Origin of the sequence: Paraburkholderia lycopersici (assembly GCF_900096975.1) — a bacterium.
Lineage (GTDB): Bacteria > Pseudomonadota > Gammaproteobacteria > Burkholderiales > Burkholderiaceae > Paraburkholderia > Paraburkholderia lycopersici.
This window is the reverse complement of the sequence record NZ_FMYQ01000002.1, coordinates 261,933-277,508: the sequence shown is the minus strand read 5'-3', so window position 1 is coordinate 277,508 and position 15,576 is coordinate 261,933. Positions and strand designations below refer to the sequence as shown.

The 15,576-nt window shown below is 62.7% G+C and carries 15 protein-coding genes, 1 tRNA gene and 1 pseudogene; 9 read left to right on the top strand and 8 right to left on the bottom strand.

What is annotated here, in order from left to right:
- Positions 1-64: 64 nt before the first annotated feature.
- Both BLU17_RS04095 and BLU17_RS04090 read right to left on the bottom strand, forming a co-directional pair.
- Positions 65-331, bottom strand: coding sequence for a hypothetical protein (locus BLU17_RS04095; protein WP_091994817.1), 267 nt, complete (start codon positions 329-331; stop codon positions 65-67).
- Positions 332-1,706: 1,375 nt separating this feature from the next.
- Positions 1,707-1,782: transfer RNA gene (locus tag BLU17_RS04090), tRNA-Ala, on the bottom strand.
- A 106-nt stretch (positions 1,783-1,888) separates the two neighbouring features.
- On the opposite strand from BLU17_RS04090, the gene BLU17_RS32190 reads away from it, so the two are divergent.
- Entirely contained in the window at positions 1,889-2,284 is a 396-nt protein-coding gene (locus BLU17_RS32190) for a hypothetical protein (RefSeq protein WP_143189174.1), read from the top strand.
- A gap of 120 nt (positions 2,285-2,404) precedes the next feature.
- A complete protein-coding gene (locus BLU17_RS04085) occupies positions 2,405-3,472 on the top strand; it encodes a tetratricopeptide repeat-containing glycosyltransferase (protein ID WP_176928910.1) in 1,068 nt (355 codons plus the stop codon).
- A gap of 28 nt (positions 3,473-3,500) precedes the next feature.
- On the opposite strand, the gene BLU17_RS34185 is transcribed toward BLU17_RS04085, so the two are convergent.
- The gene (locus BLU17_RS34185) at positions 3,501-4,382 is read right to left on the bottom strand and encodes a tail fiber protein (protein ID WP_281247800.1); all 882 of its coding nucleotides are present in this window, start codon (positions 4,380-4,382) and stop codon (positions 3,501-3,503) included.
- A gap of 271 nt (positions 4,383-4,653) precedes the next feature.
- On the opposite strand from BLU17_RS34185, the gene BLU17_RS33630 reads away from it, so the two are divergent.
- Complete coding sequence (locus tag BLU17_RS33630) at positions 4,654-4,899, top strand: hypothetical protein (RefSeq protein WP_245746724.1); 246 nt, start codon at positions 4,654-4,656, stop codon at positions 4,897-4,899.
- A 232-nt stretch (positions 4,900-5,131) separates the two neighbouring features.
- On the opposite strand, the gene BLU17_RS04075 is transcribed toward BLU17_RS33630, so the two are convergent.
- From BLU17_RS04075 to BLU17_RS34180, 3 genes are all read right to left on the bottom strand, one after another.
- Positions 5,132-5,338: a hypothetical protein gene (locus tag BLU17_RS04075; protein WP_091994805.1), complete on the bottom strand. Its 207-nt coding sequence runs from the start codon at positions 5,336-5,338 to the stop codon at positions 5,132-5,134.
- A gap of 390 nt (positions 5,339-5,728) precedes the next feature.
- Positions 5,729-6,787, bottom strand: a complete 1,059-nt coding sequence (locus BLU17_RS04070) for an acyltransferase family protein (RefSeq protein WP_091994800.1) — start codon at positions 6,785-6,787, stop codon at positions 5,729-5,731.
- A gap of 435 nt (positions 6,788-7,222) precedes the next feature.
- Positions 7,223-7,351: a hypothetical protein gene (locus tag BLU17_RS34180; protein WP_281247798.1), complete on the bottom strand. Its 129-nt coding sequence runs from the start codon at positions 7,349-7,351 to the stop codon at positions 7,223-7,225.
- Between the two features lie 30 nt (positions 7,352-7,381).
- Between BLU17_RS34180 and BLU17_RS04060 the strand changes: the two genes are divergently transcribed.
- From BLU17_RS04060 to BLU17_RS04045, 4 genes are all read left to right on the top strand, one after another.
- Positions 7,382-8,269: a hypothetical protein gene (locus BLU17_RS04060; RefSeq protein ID WP_091994793.1), complete on the top strand. Its 888-nt coding sequence runs from the start codon at positions 7,382-7,384 to the stop codon at positions 8,267-8,269.
- A gap of 297 nt (positions 8,270-8,566) precedes the next feature.
- Positions 8,567-10,615: an elongation factor G gene (gene fusA / locus BLU17_RS04055; protein WP_091994790.1), complete on the top strand. Its 2,049-nt coding sequence runs from the start codon at positions 8,567-8,569 to the stop codon at positions 10,613-10,615.
- A gap of 110 nt (positions 10,616-10,725) precedes the next feature.
- Positions 10,726-11,283 carry a TetR/AcrR family transcriptional regulator gene (locus BLU17_RS04050; protein WP_091994783.1) on the top strand — a complete coding sequence of 186 codons (558 nt, stop codon included), beginning with the start codon at positions 10,726-10,728 and terminating at the stop codon, positions 11,281-11,283.
- Positions 11,284-11,358: 75 nt separating this feature from the next.
- Entirely contained in the window at positions 11,359-11,544 is a 186-nt protein-coding gene (locus BLU17_RS04045) for a hypothetical protein (RefSeq protein WP_091994780.1), read from the top strand.
- 25 nt (positions 11,545-11,569) lie between these two features.
- On the opposite strand, the gene BLU17_RS04040 is transcribed toward BLU17_RS04045, so the two are convergent.
- Positions 11,570-12,334 (bottom strand): response regulator, encoded by a 765-nt coding sequence (locus BLU17_RS04040; RefSeq protein ID WP_091995100.1) that lies wholly within the window; start codon positions 12,332-12,334, stop codon positions 11,570-11,572.
- A gap of 433 nt (positions 12,335-12,767) precedes the next feature.
- On the opposite strand from BLU17_RS04040, the gene BLU17_RS04035 reads away from it, so the two are divergent.
- Positions 12,768-13,136, top strand: coding sequence for a cupin domain-containing protein (locus BLU17_RS04035; protein ID WP_091994776.1), 369 nt, complete (start codon positions 12,768-12,770; stop codon positions 13,134-13,136).
- 11 nt (positions 13,137-13,147) lie between these two features.
- Here BLU17_RS04035 and BLU17_RS04030 read toward each other — a convergent pair whose 3' ends face one another.
- Positions 13,148-14,467 carry an ATP-binding protein gene (locus tag BLU17_RS04030; RefSeq protein ID WP_091994771.1) on the bottom strand — a complete coding sequence of 440 codons (1,320 nt, stop codon included), beginning with the start codon at positions 14,465-14,467 and terminating at the stop codon, positions 13,148-13,150.
- Between the two features lie 218 nt (positions 14,468-14,685).
- Between BLU17_RS04030 and BLU17_RS04025 the strand changes: the two are divergent.
- Positions 14,686-15,284: pseudogene (locus BLU17_RS04025) on the top strand (aldo/keto reductase); the annotation flags it as partial.
- Between the last annotated feature and the right edge of the window lie 292 nt (positions 15,285-15,576).

Here is a 15,576-nt window from a genome sequence, read left to right as displayed (position 1 = left end):
AAAATTCATCGTGAACGGCTCGAATCCCACGGCTTGTTCGTTGTGTTCGTAATCCGGTGCCGCGTTATTCCTCGTTCCCGGCCCTGCGCCGCTCCTCGACTCGCTCCGCGGCCAGGTGGGCCAACAGCAGCACGTGCTCCATCTCCTCGAAGAACGCGTCCCCGGTTCCCGGATACCGGATCCTGACCAATGCGGCCAGGTTCCCATCGAGAACCTGTTCGCGCAGGCTTTCCAATTCCTCGTCCGTCCCAGCAAGCTTCGCCAGCAAACTGGCGAGGAGTACACGGTGAGCTGCAATTTTCAGCTCGAAGGTCTCGCGCAGATCTTCCATGTCATATCTCGAATCTGAGGTGCTCCGGCCGCGGTTGTCGGCCTCGCGGCCGTGCGCGCCCCGGTGCATTGCGGGCATTGCGCGGCGAAAGCCGCGGCAAGAGTGATTGGTCTGGTCGTGGTCGTCGGCTCCGGCGCAACACCGGTCGAGCCGACGCTCGACTGGCCGCGAACCTGAAATCGCCGCGCCGGTGTCCGGAGACAGTAGGGCTCGGCGACGGACGATCCTGCGCGCAACGTCGCTGTCCACTTCGGCGGCAACCCGGAATCGACCGGCAAGCTGACTGCCCGGGAACCCTGCTGACCGTTGCACGGCTACGGCTACGGCCGGCACGAAATGACGAAGTGCTACATGCGAGGCGCGCAGGGATTGCGCCGGCACCCGCTCCACAAGGGGAGGAGCATCGGACGCGACAAACGGGATCCCTGCAACAGCCCTCCCGCGACGGCATCATGCCAGCCAGCGGTCGGAACGGAGACGGTCCGCATCGAATGAAGCAGCCGCCGATGGCCGCAAAGTCAGGATGCTTGCTTGCTTGCTTGCTTGCGCAAGATATTTTCCATTCGTGTTCTCAACCAGTCATTTGTCTGGAGCCACCGTCGCCATGACCCTGACCAGTTTGTCGAGGATCAATCAAGGGTCGGTATCTTTTCTATCGGCACTCCCGCGCGTAACTCCAGTCGAAAATTCACGCATTCTTTGATCTGAATCAATATTTTGATCGAATAATGCTCGCCTTTTTCGTCGTGGATCATCCACCAAACAAATTAGCGATGGTAGTCAACCATGCATTGCGCTTTTTGACGAACACGGCAAGAGATCGATGTACGGGGTCGCCACAGACTGCGCACGACCCGGAAGACGTCACGCAAGGATGCCGCGCGGCCCGCGAAAGCGCCGTACGCCTTGCATCGAGCAATGGAGATGGAGTGCAGGGGGTTGCGGTCGTGGCATCGCGATGCCGACGCTCTTAAGGAACACGGTGCGCCGAGTCATCAGTGACACGCACAGACGAGAAACGTCGCGGCCATCACGATGAGGATAAAAAGCGTCATGTTGCGCGAGCAACGTGATTACCATCGCCGTCAATCGGCATGCCGAACCCTTAACGGTAGGGAGCAGGCGGAAGACGGCGTTGGCCAAAACCCCGCTTTCAGCAAGCTTGCTTGACTGCCTTGAGTTAGCGTCGCCGGCCTGTGCATTGCCGAGCCTTTAAAGCCACCGGCCACCCGGTGACGGGCCGTAGCGCTCACCAGCCAGTGCCTTCGGAAGACCGAGCCAGACAGCGTGGTCTCCAGAAACGCAAAAGCCCCGATTTTTCGGGGCTTTTTTTCGCTATTGACAGACTGTTCCGGACGACATCAAACGACTAATTTGGTGGAGGTAAGCGGGATCGAACCGCTGACCTCTTGCATGCCATGCAAGCGCTCTCCCAGCTGAGCTATACCCCCATGCAGAACGACCGCCATATGAATTGCCATTGCGGCGGATTCATTTTCACGGCTGCTGGTGCCCAAGGCGGGACTCGAACCCGCTCGGGAGCCCGGATTATAAGGCATGGAAATCAAAAGCTGGCAAAAAAACTGTCATTCCCATGTCCATCACGCGACAGGCGTTCTGGAAAAGGCAGATCGTGGAATTCAGCTATCCGCAATGGAGACTTCCGGGGGCGATCGGCACGCGCGTGCGCTCGCAGCCATTGGCTATGTCGTCCCGCTCGGTCTTGATCGGGATCCGCGCTTGCCCAACAACGACACGCCGAACTGGAACAGGCCGCCCGGTAAGTATCAGCCCATCATCTATCCCGACGCCACGGTGGGGCTCGTGCGCTTGGGGATACCTTCAAGCCGCCGCGCTCCTCCAGACTGCGACGACGACCTCTTTATGCGGCGACCTCTTTTCATGTGGTCACTGGCACGGCGACCAACGCCACCACTCCCCTGGTCGCGATAGTGTTGCCTTTCTCCCGCCCCGGTATCAGTGCCTGGATGCCGCCATCCTCAATTGCCAGATCCACAAATTGTCGTCGGCACCGCATGCATAATATGCTTCTTGCGTCCGGATAAGCGCTCAATGAAGATTTGCCTGAACATGATTGTCAAGAACGAGGCGCCAGTCATCGGGCGATGCCTCGCCAGTCTCAAGAGCTGGATTGACTATTGGGTCATCGTGGATACGGGGTCGAGCGACGGCACCCAGGCGCTTATCCGTGAATGCATGGCGGACGTCCCCGGCGAATTGCACGAGCGACCGTGGCGTGATTTCGCGCACAATCGCAATGAGGCCATGGCGCTTGCAAAGCCACATGGCGAATATCTTCTTTTCATCGATGCCGACGAGGTGCTGGAGCTGCCACAAGGCTACTCATGGGCCGCCCTGAGTGCTGATGGCTATCGGTTCCGTTGCAGGCTTGTTGAATGGACCTATCAGCGTAACGCACTTGTTGCTTCGAAGCAGCCCTGGCGTTGGGAAGGCGTCTTGCACGAATACCTGACCCAGGACCGTGACCATGCGTGGGTGGATTTGCCGGACGCCACGATCGTGGTTTCCCGAGATGGGGCTCGCGCGCGCGATACGCATACCTACGAGCGTGACATTGAAGTTCTGGAGCGCGCTGTCCGCGACGAGCCAGCAAACGCGCGTTATCGTTTCTACCTTGCCCAGAGCTATCGCGACGCCGGTCGAATTACGGACAGCGTCCGTACATACCGCGAACGGCACGCAATGGGTGGCTGGGACGAAGAATGTTGGTACAGCCTCTACCAGGCGGCCTCGCTGACCGATGCACTGGGCGCACCGCGAAACGAAGTGGTCGACGCATATTTGAGCGCCTTTCAGGCCCGCCCGACGCGTGCCGAACCCCTGCACGACCTCGCTCGCTACCACCGCTTGCGCGGTGAATTTGCCTTAGCGCATCTGTTCGCAGCCCGGGCGGCGTCACTGACGCGCCCTCAAGACACCCTCTTCGTTGACGAATCGATTTACCGCTGGAAGGCTCTGGACGAACTGTCCGTAAGCGCGTGGTATGCAGGTGCGGTAGATGAAGGCCGGGCCGCACTGAAGCGCCTCCTCGTCGAGCGGCTTTACCCGCCCCAGGAAGCAGCACGCGTGGAGTCGAACAGGGCCTACTTCGGACTGTAGGCCGCTGTTGCTCAAATGCATCGGGTCATCAACCAGGAGATGGGTATACACCAGAGACGCAAATCATGTAGGTGAGGCCATTCGGCGTCACCGAAGAAAGATTTGGCAGACCGAACGTGGTGACGCCGTCCCCGCCATAGGTAGTGCCAAGTAGCGAGAACAACTGCGTGTAATCTGCAATCAGCAATAGCTGTCCGTTAGCCGGAAGCCCTGGACTATAGTGAGCCGCAGTCAACCATACCGTACCGAGCGTGCATTGCGCGCCGGTCGACGTTGAGGCGCTCCCGGGAGTTCCGAGCCCGGAAACTGTTCCGGCGGGACCCGTCGCTCCAGTGGCGCCTTGAGAACCGGTCGCTCCTGTGGGCCCCGTCACTCCTGTGGCCCCCGCCGCTCCTTGCGGTCCGGTGGCGCCGGTGCTTCCCGTCGCCCCCTGTGTTCCCTGCAACCCTGTCGCGCCGGTAGCACCCTGTGGTCCAGTCGCACCCGTCGAACCAGCAGACCCTGTCGCTCCGGTAGCACCCGTCGAACCAGCAGGTCCCGTCGCCCCGGTGGCGCCCTGTGGTCCAGTCGCACCCGTCGGACCAGCAGCCCCCGTCGCTCCCTGCACGCCTGCCCCTCCATTGCTTCCAGGAGTACCTTGCGCGCCCGTCGCGCCTTGTGGGCCAGTAGCTCCCGTGGCACCCGTTGCCCCAGTCGTGCCTTGCGGTCCGGTAGAGCCTGTTGCTCCAGTAGCTCCGGTCGCGCCCGTGGCGCCTGCGGGCCCCGTCGCACCCGTCGCCCCGACGGTGCCCACTACGAGCCGCTGCGCCAGAGCGCCAAGATTCGTCGAATTGTTAGAAAGTTGTGTCCGCAACAGCTCCAATGCATCGTCGTACACATTCCCCGAAGCCGGCTCAAACGACTGATTCATCAGATTCAGCGAACTGGTGTCGATGCCGATGCTTGCGAGCAGTTGTCGCGTACTGGCCAAAGCCGATGGAAGCTGCGAGCTCGCCGCACTTGCCGTTGCTGCCGAGAACGTATTAAAGAAGGCTTCCGTGTCAGTACTGCCAGCGAGAGCCGCCGTAACGAGTTCCGTAAACGGTGTAATGTCTGTCGTGCCAGGCCCCGTGACATAGGAATGCAGAATCTGCCCGGTAGACGTCGGCACTCTCATAACACACGGCAAGACAAGACCCGAAGTGCTAACCGACCACGCGCCGCCGGTCGACGTCGTCGCCGACGCGTCTCCGGAGGCGCATTTTAACGAAACCTCCGCATTCGCAATAGGCGCGCCAGTTGCGGCCACCCCGTTGATTGTTGCTGGCGCGATGCTACCCGACCCGCCCCCCGAACCGCCTCCACATCCGGCAAACAACGACGTGACGGCAATTGGAATCAAAACGGCTGAGATTTTCTTTTTCATTTCTTTTCCACAGTGGCATTGATTAATAAATGCTTAGGACACCAGAATCGTTCGCGCGCAATAAGCCTTCGAACCGACAACGCGGGAGCAATGGAGTACCGACTTCCTGAAATCACAGGCCACATCGCCCCGGAGCGCCGAAATTCCAGTCAGATACCCAACGGAGCGCCCCAACCTTTTTTAAATTTTGGGGCATAAGAGACTTGACGCACGTGACCATCGACCGCTTTTTGTACGCTCAATGCTGTGACGAATCACATCTTCCGCTTCACGTCGTGACATGCAATTGACACATACTCGCCCTGCATGCCTTCATTTAAACGGTAGACCGCCCCTCCGTTTCCACCCATGCATCCAGCCATCGAATAACCGAAATTCAAACTATGGTCGTCGAGGTCGAGGCCATCCGGCCACGCCGATGTGTCAATGACGCGGCAGTCCTGCTCGAGAAAATGCAGCATCTCGCCAGGTCGGTGAATCCAGCGCGGATCGAGGCGTGGATAGTCGAACCGGCAGTCCGCCCCGTTCCCACACGATCACCAGCCCGGCTAGCGTCGCGCTGAAGCGCTCGTAGTATGCCAGATTCACACCCTGCAGCGGCTCGAACATTTGCCGCGTACCGATCTGCGCGGCGGGCACGAACAGTGTCGTATACGTCGTGCGCCATTCTCCGGAGAATGCCCGTCGACGCTGAACACCGGCCGCGCGACACCTGCACTTTCGTCCACGGCAGGCCTAACGCGCATCCACTCCACCGTAAATGAAAAAAAAGCCGCGCAATAGCGGCCAAATAAAAAACCGCCCGGAGGCGGCTATCTGTGGTGATGCGGATTTTCAGACCGGCACGTCGTCTACCCAAACGATGCAGGCCTTGGCCGCCGTGCCAGGTAATCAACGGCGCCACGCAGCAGCCTGTGCGCGGGAGGGACGTAGTAGCGCTCCAGCAGCCAAACGGCCGCGCATAGCACCACGATAAACGCTAACCCAAGAGCTTCCGCAGATGTCCGCGTAAGGCTCGCCAAAGGAAGGCGGATGCGGATCAATTCGATCAAGGGCAAATGCAGGATATACACCCCATATGACAGCCGGCCGCCCAGTTTCAGAATAGTCCGCAGGACACCAGTCGGTTCGACACGCGCGCCGAGATAAATTGCGACTGGAGATGCAATAACCGTCACGGCGATCGCGGCAAACGCCGAAGCATGAGGTGCTGCCAGTGCAATCGCAGCGACAGCGAGAACTGCCGCTGCGATTGCGTTGCCTGGTACAGCATGTATCCGCACGTATCGCTGCGCGACGGTCCCGAGCGAGAACATCAGCGCGGCGCGTGCCCATCCTACCGGTATGGTCGCGCTGCTCCAGCCGGCATCAGCATCGCCCGTAATGGCGGCGTGCGCCACGACCGCAAACAACGAAATAGCCGTCAGCAGCCGCCAAACAAACGGTGACCGAAATGCGAATCGCGCGTAGACACCATTCACCAGCAACTCGGCGGAAAGCGACCAGGCCGGGGTATCTAACACAAATGCATCCCGCAAGCCTAACGTCGGCAAATAAAGAATCTCGGGCGAAAGAACGAAGGCAACAAGCGCCCCCGGAGCCGTGCCATGCCACGCCGCAAGAAATCGCGGAATTCCAGGCGCGAGCCCCAAGATATACAGCGGATAAAACCGGATCGCTCTGTTCAGCAAAAAGCGCCCCGGCGACAGTTCGCCATTGCGCAACTGCGCGCCGTAGGTTCGGGCGATCACGAAACCGCTCAGGCAAAAGAATAGATCGACGGCAAGGTAGGCATTGCCCGGATACGGAACCCACGGGAAGAGGTCCGGCGCATGATGTGCCACGACAAGAAAGCACGCCACCGCGCGTATTCCGTCCAGTGTCGCGAACCGCTCCACTCGATCCTGCATGTCTCAGCCCCGTATCTATCGATTATTGGAAGGCCGATCCGGCGCGGCCGAAGCGGCAATATACACTGCCTCCCTTAACCGCGCGCGCAATGGAAGCCGGTCAGCGCGACGCCCTGGTTGGCGGTACCCAGGCCGCCCCGGTTGTTTGCGTCAGCCCGCAGGCCGCACCGCGACAGAGCGCCAAGCACCGGCGCCGCCACGCTGTACTCCTGGACCCAAGTCTCTCCGTCGCTCGAAGTGGAAAACACAACGTTACCGCCCATACCCGTGTACATGACGTGCAGCCACACGGGAGCGCTCGGTGGGGAGCGCTGCAGTCCAGTTGCGTGCGCGAGCTAAAGCTGGAGATAGAACTCGACATGGCGTACGCCGTCGTCGTGTCGCCCGCGCCGCCGCCGCCATCAGACATACGGGCTGAGCAATGACAAGGAGCGGTCAGTGCGCGAGCGAAACCCACGATACGGAGCTGACTATCCTGTCGGCCGCCATACCGGCCTCGATGCTCGTCCATGCGCCCATGAGAAGCGCGCGGCGCTCGAACATCGTATCCAGTTGATATGCCACTGCCCTCTCTCAGCATGGCTGGTGCGCAAGTTGGCGCTCGCCAAGTCCGGGATCATGGCCTTTGGCCTCGACCCAATCGCGAAAGCACGCACGCCATCCATGCGGCACAGGCGTGCGGCCCGGGGTATCAGGCACAAGGCCCGTTTCCCGAAAGAACGTCTGCAGATCGACATCGGAAACCGGCCCAATATTGGTTACGTTCAGGATAACGTACCGATCGTGCGTTTGAATTTCGCATATCACACGCAGCAGGCTCACCACCCCGGGGACGAGCGGCACATCGTGTTCGCCCCGCCTTTCATTCGCTCTGCCGGGATCAGCCACGGCGCCCGATCAAAGATCAAGCTCATTCCACTCCATGCGGCGCGCCTCGGCCGGGCGAACCGCCGTGCGCAGCAGCACGAACGTGCACGCGCGCATAACCTCGTGCGGTTCGATGCGTGCAAGGCGCGCGCCTGGAACCGGATTACAAGCCACGTACTCCGGGTACGCAGCGGAAGCCCATTCCATGATCGCACCAGCACGCTGAAAGACATTATCCGCAACACGCGGGCGCCCGATCCAGGCAGACGCAAGCGCATCGGAAAAGTCGCGCGGCCTGAGGGTATCGACGCGACGTTCCAGCAGCGGCACGAGGTGCGCTTTTACGCTACGGAGCCAGCACCGCGCATTTCTGCCGTCGGCATGCTTCCACCATTCTTTGCCTTCTCGTGTGTTTTTCCCGGCGGGCTGCAAGAACGTGGGCACCTTCGCATCCCGCTCGATGACCATCTGCTCGCGTCTACGCTCCTGGAGGGGGTCGTGGCCGTCGCCGAGCTGGCGGCGCATCTCCAGCGCGCTCGAGCATCGCGCAACGACGTGGACGGGTACACCCCCAATCCCATTTCACAGCGCTTCCGCGTCGCAGGACTCACGTAGCGCAGCGCCCACTACCGACGATGGTAAGTGGGCCGGATCATCAGTCCGGGCACCTGACTATCGGTGAGCGGCCTGTCGCCGGGTTTCAGTTTGTGCAGCGCGCGGTCGGCAAGCATTGGCATAGGGTATTTCCCCAAGGACCTTGCCCCGCCATCTAGCCCACCAGCCGCCTGGCAGCAGTTGGATAGAAATGGCTCCAGTCGGGCCAATCATGTTGACAACCCATTGATCCTACAGTGAAATCAAGGAATGATTGTGGATCACACTGGATGAACCTGTACACCAATGGATCGCCAAATGGATTACAGTCCCGAAGCCATCCGCACGATCGCTCTGGTCGGCCATGCCGGCTGCGGCAAGACCTCGCTTGCCGAAGCGCTCCTGCACCAGGGCGGCGCGCTGCACGCGCCAGGCAGCGTCAGTCGCGGCACCGCCCTCTGCGATTTCGATCCCCTCGAACGCAAGTACCACCACTCCCTCAATTCCGCCGTTGCCCATTTCCACCATCAGGACACGCGCATCTACCTGCTCGACACGCCGGGCTATCCGGACTTCGCCGGCATGTCGATCAGCGCGCTGCCCGCGGTGGAAACGGCGGCCATCGTCGTCAACGCGCGCACCGGCATCGAGATGACGACCACCCGCATGATGGCGTACGCGCAGCAGCGCAAGCTCTGCCGGATGATCGTCGTGAACGGCATCGACGCGGAAAAGGTCGATTTGCCGGGACTGCTCGCGCAGATTCAGGAGACCTTCGGCAAGACGTGCCTGCCGATCAATCTGCCCGCACAGGGCGGGCGCGAAGTAGTGGACTGTTTCTTCAATCCCGCCGGCGAGGCCGACTTTCATTCCGTGGAAGCAGCGCACAATGCGCTCATCGATCAGGTGATCGAGCTCGATCCCGAGTTGATGGAGCTGTACCTCGAGCAAGGCCAGGCGATCCGCCCCGAGCAGTTGCACGAGCCCTTCGAACGTGCGTTACGCGAAGGGCATCTCGTGCCGGTGTGCTTCACGTCCACGACGACGGAGGCCGGCATTGCACAACTGCTCGACGTTTTCGTGCGGCTCTTGCCTAACGTGACCGAAGGCAATCCGCCGATGTTCTACCGCGAGGCCGAAGGCAAGGTCGAGCCCATGCGCGCCGAACCGGACGCCGCGAAGCACGTGCTCGCGCACGTCTTCAAGATCGTGATGGACCCGTATATCGGCAAGGTGGCCGTGTTTCGCATTCATCAGGGCACCGTCACGCGCGACAGCCAGCTCTATATCGGCACTGCGCGCCAGCCGTTCAAGGTGGCGCATCTGCTGATGCTGCAGGGCAAGGAACATACCGAGGTCCAGCGCGCGGGACCCGGCAACATCTGCGCGGTGGCGAAGGCCGACGACATCGGCTTCGATGCCGTGCTGCACGACGCGCCCGAAGACGGCAACATCCACCTCGCTCCCCCTGCGTTTCCCAATCCGATTTACGGCCTCGCGATCGAGCCGGCGCGGCCCGGCAACGAGCAGCGCGTGTGGGAAGTGCTGCAAAAGCTCGCAGCCGAAGACCCGTGCCTGCAAATCGAACATCCGGAGGGCACCAACGAGACCGTCGTGCGCGGGCTGGGCGAACTGCATTTGCGCTACATGCTCGAGCGGCTAACCGATCAGTACAAACTCGAAGTCGTGACGCGGCCGCCGACGATCGCGTGGCGCGAGACCATCGGCGGCAAGGCCGAGGGGCATTGCCGCCACAAGAAGCAAACGGGCGGCGCGGGCCAGTTCGGCGAAGTCATGCTGCGGGTGGAACCGTTGCCGCGCGGCGCCGGCTTCGAATTTGTGGACGCGGTGAAGGGCGGTGCGATTCCCTCGCAGTTCATGCCGGCCGTCGAAAAGGGCATCTTGCAGGTGGTCGACAACGGACCGCTCGCGGGCTTTCCAATGCAGGACGTGCGGGTGACGGTGTTCGACGGCAAGAGCCATCCGGTCGATTCGAAGGAAGTGGCGTTCGTTACTGCGGGGCGCAAGGCGTTTATCGACGCGGTGCTCAAGGCGCAGCCCATCGTGCTCGAACCCATCGTCGATATCGAGGTGATGACGCCCGAAGCGGCGATGGGCGACATCATCGGCGATCTCTCCGCGCGGCGCGGGCAGGTGCATGGGACGCGCACGATGGGCGGGCAGGCCATGGTCATTGCGGGGAAAGTGCCGCTTGCCGAATTGAACGACTACCAGTCCCGGCTGAATTCGCTTGCGGGCGGACATGGGAATTACAGCATTCAGTTAAGCCATTATGATCCGGTGCCGCCTGCGCATCAGGAGCGTTTGGCGGCGCAGCATAAGGGACGGGGAGAAAATGTCGAGTGAGGGGTTTTGGCGCCGCCATGTTGATCAGGAAAACGATCATTTCCTCAATGGCATCCGACCACAAATCCCGCACCCTGGCCCGCAGCCCCGGCCGCCCTCGCGAGTTCGACATGGAAACCGTCGTCGGCGGCGCCGTGCGCGTATTCCGCGAACGCGGCTACCACGCCACATCGGTGGGCGATCTCGGCGCCGCGACCGGCCTGACCGCGGGCAGCCTCTACAAAGCGTTCGGCGACAAGCGCGGCGTATTCCTCGCAGCATTCGATCATTACGTCAGCGTGCGCAATGACGACTTGCGGCACCGTCTTGGCAAACACACCAACGCACGCGAGAAGATCCGTGCCGTCCTGCACTTTTACGCCGAATCGTCCCATGGCGCCGAGGGACGGCGCGGATGTCTCGTCGTTTCGAGCGCAACGGCGCTCGCGACCTTCGACGACGAAATCGCCGCGCGCATCGAATCCACTATGCGGCACACCGAAGACATGCTGCGCGAACTGCTTCAGCAAGGGCAGAAAGACGGCTCGATCGCACCGGAAATCCACGTGCCGGCCATGGCGCGCAGCCTGCTGGCCTTGCTCCACGGCTTTTGTCTGATAGGCAAATCCGGGCGCACGCTGCGCCACATGCTGGCCACCGCCGATGAAGCGATGCGTCTGCTCGATTGAAATTCTTTTGTCTATTTTGGAAACGATTACTTCTAAAACTGGACTGCTTCCATTTTTTCACAGGAACATCATTTCATGAGCACGCCGTCCTGCACTGTCGACCGGGGTCCCGACCTGGTCCTCCCGAGCTTCGCGCATCATTTCGCGACCATTGAAGGCACGCGGCTTTACTACGTCCCGGGCGGAAAAGAAGAAGGCGAGACTGGCGTGACAATCGCCCACCGAAGTACGATCTGCCAGAGAAACAGCCGGCGCCAGTGAGCGAAGATCTGCTGAATTTTTTCGGCTACACCAGGCGTGAACGCCCCGCCTGTTCCGGTGTCCCGGCCGCATTCACCGCCGCTGAAAACACGTAGCCTTCGCTGCGCAGCGTCTTGATGTAGCGCGGCTCGCGCGCCTCGTCGCGCAGGCGCTGGCGCAGGCGGCTCACGAGCAGATCGATCGAGCGGTCGAACGCGTCGGCCTGGCGGCCTTGCGTAAGGTTCAGCAACTGGTCGCGCGTGAGCACGCGCTGCGGATAATCGAGAAAGACGCGCAAAAGCCGGTATTCCGCGCCGCTCAATGCCACGACCGTGCCTTCGGCGTCCAGCAGATGCCGCGCCGTCGTATCGAGCCGCCAGTCGCCGAACGCGAGCAGTTGAGCCGACTCGCTCACCTCCATGCCCGGCGGCAGCATGCGCGCGCGGCGCAGCACCGAGCGGATGCGCGCGAACAATTCGCGCACCGCGAAGGGCTTGGGCAAGTAGTCGTCGGCGCCCATTTCCAGGCCGACGATGCGGTCCGTCTCCTCGTTGCGCGCCGTGAGCATCACTACGGGCACCGCGCGGAACTTGCCCGCGCGCAGTTCGCGGCACAGCACGAGGCCGTCGTCGCCGGGCATCATGAGGTCGAGCACGATCAGATCGGGCACGCCGCTCTCCAGCACCGCGCGCATCTCGCGCCCGTTCGCGGCAAGCGACACGCGCATGCCATTCTTCTCGAGATAGATCCCGACCAGTTCACGAATGCCGCGATCGTCATCGACGATCAGGACATGATCTCTCTTTTCCATCATTGGCTCTTCCTCTCCTTGCGCGCGAGGCGTGAACGGGTCGCGTTGCAGCGGCCGGTCCGCTCGATGGCCGTACGGACTTCGAACTGTACCGCGCCGCACCGACAGCCCCCCTTCCAGATCGTCATGCACACATGCACATCGCGCTCTCCATGCGATCGATCTCGTGAACTGCTTCATGGCGCAAGCCGCGCCCGCCTCCGTGTCGCAATGTCCCGGCCACGCGGGCAGACACAATGCATTGCATTCGGCGCGTGAATTGCTGCGCGGCCTACAAGGCGGCACCGCGCTGCGCGATTCCGGACGACAATGTCCGCTGGCGCTCCGGCGCGCCACACGCCGACCTGAAACGGCCGGCGGCCGCCATATCGGCATTCTTCATGCCCGCTCGCGGCCGGAGCGCCGAGCACGAAACCGGCTCCAGGAGGTCCCCATGAAATGTCTGCGAATCTACGCCGACGCCGAGGGCGAATCTCATTTCGAGGACATGGATATCCCGCTCACGCCGCTCGAACTCTTTCCCAACATCCCGCCCATTTATCTTTCGACCTGGGAGCCGGCCAAATCGGTGCGCTTCGGCTGGGTGCCCGCAGGTCTCAAGGAGGCGGACTGGCACACCACGCCGGTTCGCCAGTTCGTGATCTGGATGACCGGCTGGGTCGAATTCGAAACGAGCGACGGCGACATGCGCCGCTGCGAGCCAGGCACGGTCGTGCTCTGCGAAGACACCGTAGGCAAAGGCCACCGCTCGCGGCACCCCGACGAAGGGCAGTTCAACGTGTTCATTCCGCTCGCTTCGTGAGCGTGCGAGGATCATGCGTCGTCCGCGCTCGCGAGCACGAGCCGTCCTTCCAGGCCGCCCTCGGGCCGGTTGTGCAGCGAGAGCCGGGCGCCCATGACCACGGCAAGCTGCCGCGAGATCGCGAGGCCCAGCCCCGTGCCCCCGGTCCCGCGATTGCGCGACGTTTCGAGCCGGTAGAACGGTTCGAACACCTTTTCGAGCGCTTCGTCGGGAATGCCGGGACCGCGGTCGAGCACCGAAATCGTGACGGCGTTGCCATGCGCCGACGCACTCACGTCGATCGCTGCCGAACCGCCGTATTTCAGCGCGTTGTCCACGAGATTGCCCACGATGCGGCGCAGCGCCTGCACGCGCGTGACGACCGCCACGTTCAGGCGGCGCTCGAAGGTCACGGGCGAGCCGGCATCGACGTAATCGCAGACGAGGCTGTCGAGCAGCGCGTCGAGGTCGACGCGCCGCGGCGTCTCGCCGGTGCCATGCAGCGTGCGCGCGTAGGCCACGCCTTCTTTCACGAGCTGTTCCATCTCCCGAAGGTCCTGCGTGAGCCTGCCGGCCTGCGCTTCGTCGTCCATCTGGTCGACGCGCAGCCGCATGCGCGTGATCGGCGTTTGCAGGTCGTGCGAGATGGCCGAGAGGATCTGGATGCGCTCGGCCACGTGCGCCGAAATGCGCTGCTGCATGGCGTTGAACGCCCGAGCCGCCCGCGCCACTTCGGAGGGACCGTCTTCTTCGAGGCGCTCCGCCTTCAGGTCGGGCCCGAGCGCGTCGGCCACGCGCGCGAGCTCATGCAGGGGCCGCGTCGCGATGCGCACCGCGAACCAGCAGCATGCCGCCAGCACCGCGAGCTGTGCGGCCAGCACGGCCGGCAGCCAGCCCGACAAGGGCAGCGCGGAAGGCGGACGATAGTCGATGGTGAGCGGCGCGCCATCCGAGAGACGCAGGTGGATCTGCAGCCGTTCGCCGTCGCCGGGCACGGAATTGGCCGTGGGCGCGTACTGCGCGCCCACGCCGCTCGCGATGGCCGACGCCACGCGCTTCGAACGCCGCGCGCGGGGCGGCTCGCCGGGCGTGCCGGGACCGAGGATGAAGCTGTAGCTGCGCCGCGCGAGTTGCGGCAGCCACGCCTCGCGCCCGGCCGCGGGCAGATGGTCGAGCAGCGCCACGGACAGGGCGACTTCGCGCGAGATGTAGTCGGTCATCATGTTCGCGGTGGCGTCGTCGCGCTCGGTCATCGTGAGCATGAACGACAACACCTGCGCGAACGCGAGCCCGACGCAGAAAATCAGGGCAAGACGCGCGAACAGCGTGCGCGGCCAACGCAGCGCGCTCATTGCCGCACCGCCGAAGCGAGCGGGGCAAGGCAGCGGACCGCGAAACCGTCGGCGTGCATGAACAGCCTCCGTGTGCGGGGATGGTAGGGTTATACCGCAAGGCGCGCGCGCTTTTGTATTCCACTGTATCGGCGCAGGCTCGGGATACACAGCATTGCAGGGCCGTCCGCCCGCCGCCCGTCGCGGCCCGCTACGACGCAGCGTCGGCCCGCTCGCGCATGGCCTGCGCCTCCCGGCTGCATGGAGCTGGGATTCCCGACGGCTCCGCCACCGAAAAGACCGAAGCGATCCGCGTGATCGGCACGGCGTTCGAGCGCGGCGTCACGTTCTTCGACACCGCCGAAGTCCGCCGATGTCCATGGGCCCTTCGTCAACGAAGAACTCGTCGGCAAAGCGCTCGCGCCGTTTCGCGACCAGGCGGTGATCGCCATGAAGCTCGGCTTCCGCGGCGGCGACTCGAAAAAACCCATGGACATCCAGCCCGAGCGCCTCCGCGCCGTGGCCGAAGCTTTGCTTGAGCGCCTGAAGACCGACGGCACGATCTTTTCTACCAGCACCGCGTCGATCCGAACGTGCCCATGGAAGACGTGGCGGGGACGGTCAAGCAGTTGATCCGCGAAGGCAAGGCCAAGCATTTCGACCATTCCCAAGCCGGCGAGCAGTCCGTCCCCTTCGCCGCGCCCGCGCCGTACACCCCAGGACCGCGCTGCAAAGCGAGTATTCGCTCCGATAGGGCGAACCCGAACAAAAGATCATGCCGGCTCTCGAGGCACTGGGCATTGGCTTCGTACCGTTCAGCCCGCGGGGCAAGGGCTTTTACCTGGCATGACGAAGCTTTTGGGCCCGACGAAAACCCCGGCGCGGCCTTGTCGAATCGACGCCCGGCGATCTCGCCGCCATCGAAGCGGTGCTCGAGCCGATCCAGAAAGCCGGCGCCCGCTATCCGGCGCAATGGCAGCAGTGCGCGGATCGCTAAAGCGCGGGTCGCGGTGGTCGCGGCCACCCGCGGTATATCCGAACGACGCAAGGCGAGCGCAGCACCACGAATGCCGCCGCCGGTAATCTTTGCAATTCACGGGCCATAAAAAAACCGCTCCACAGCGGAGAAA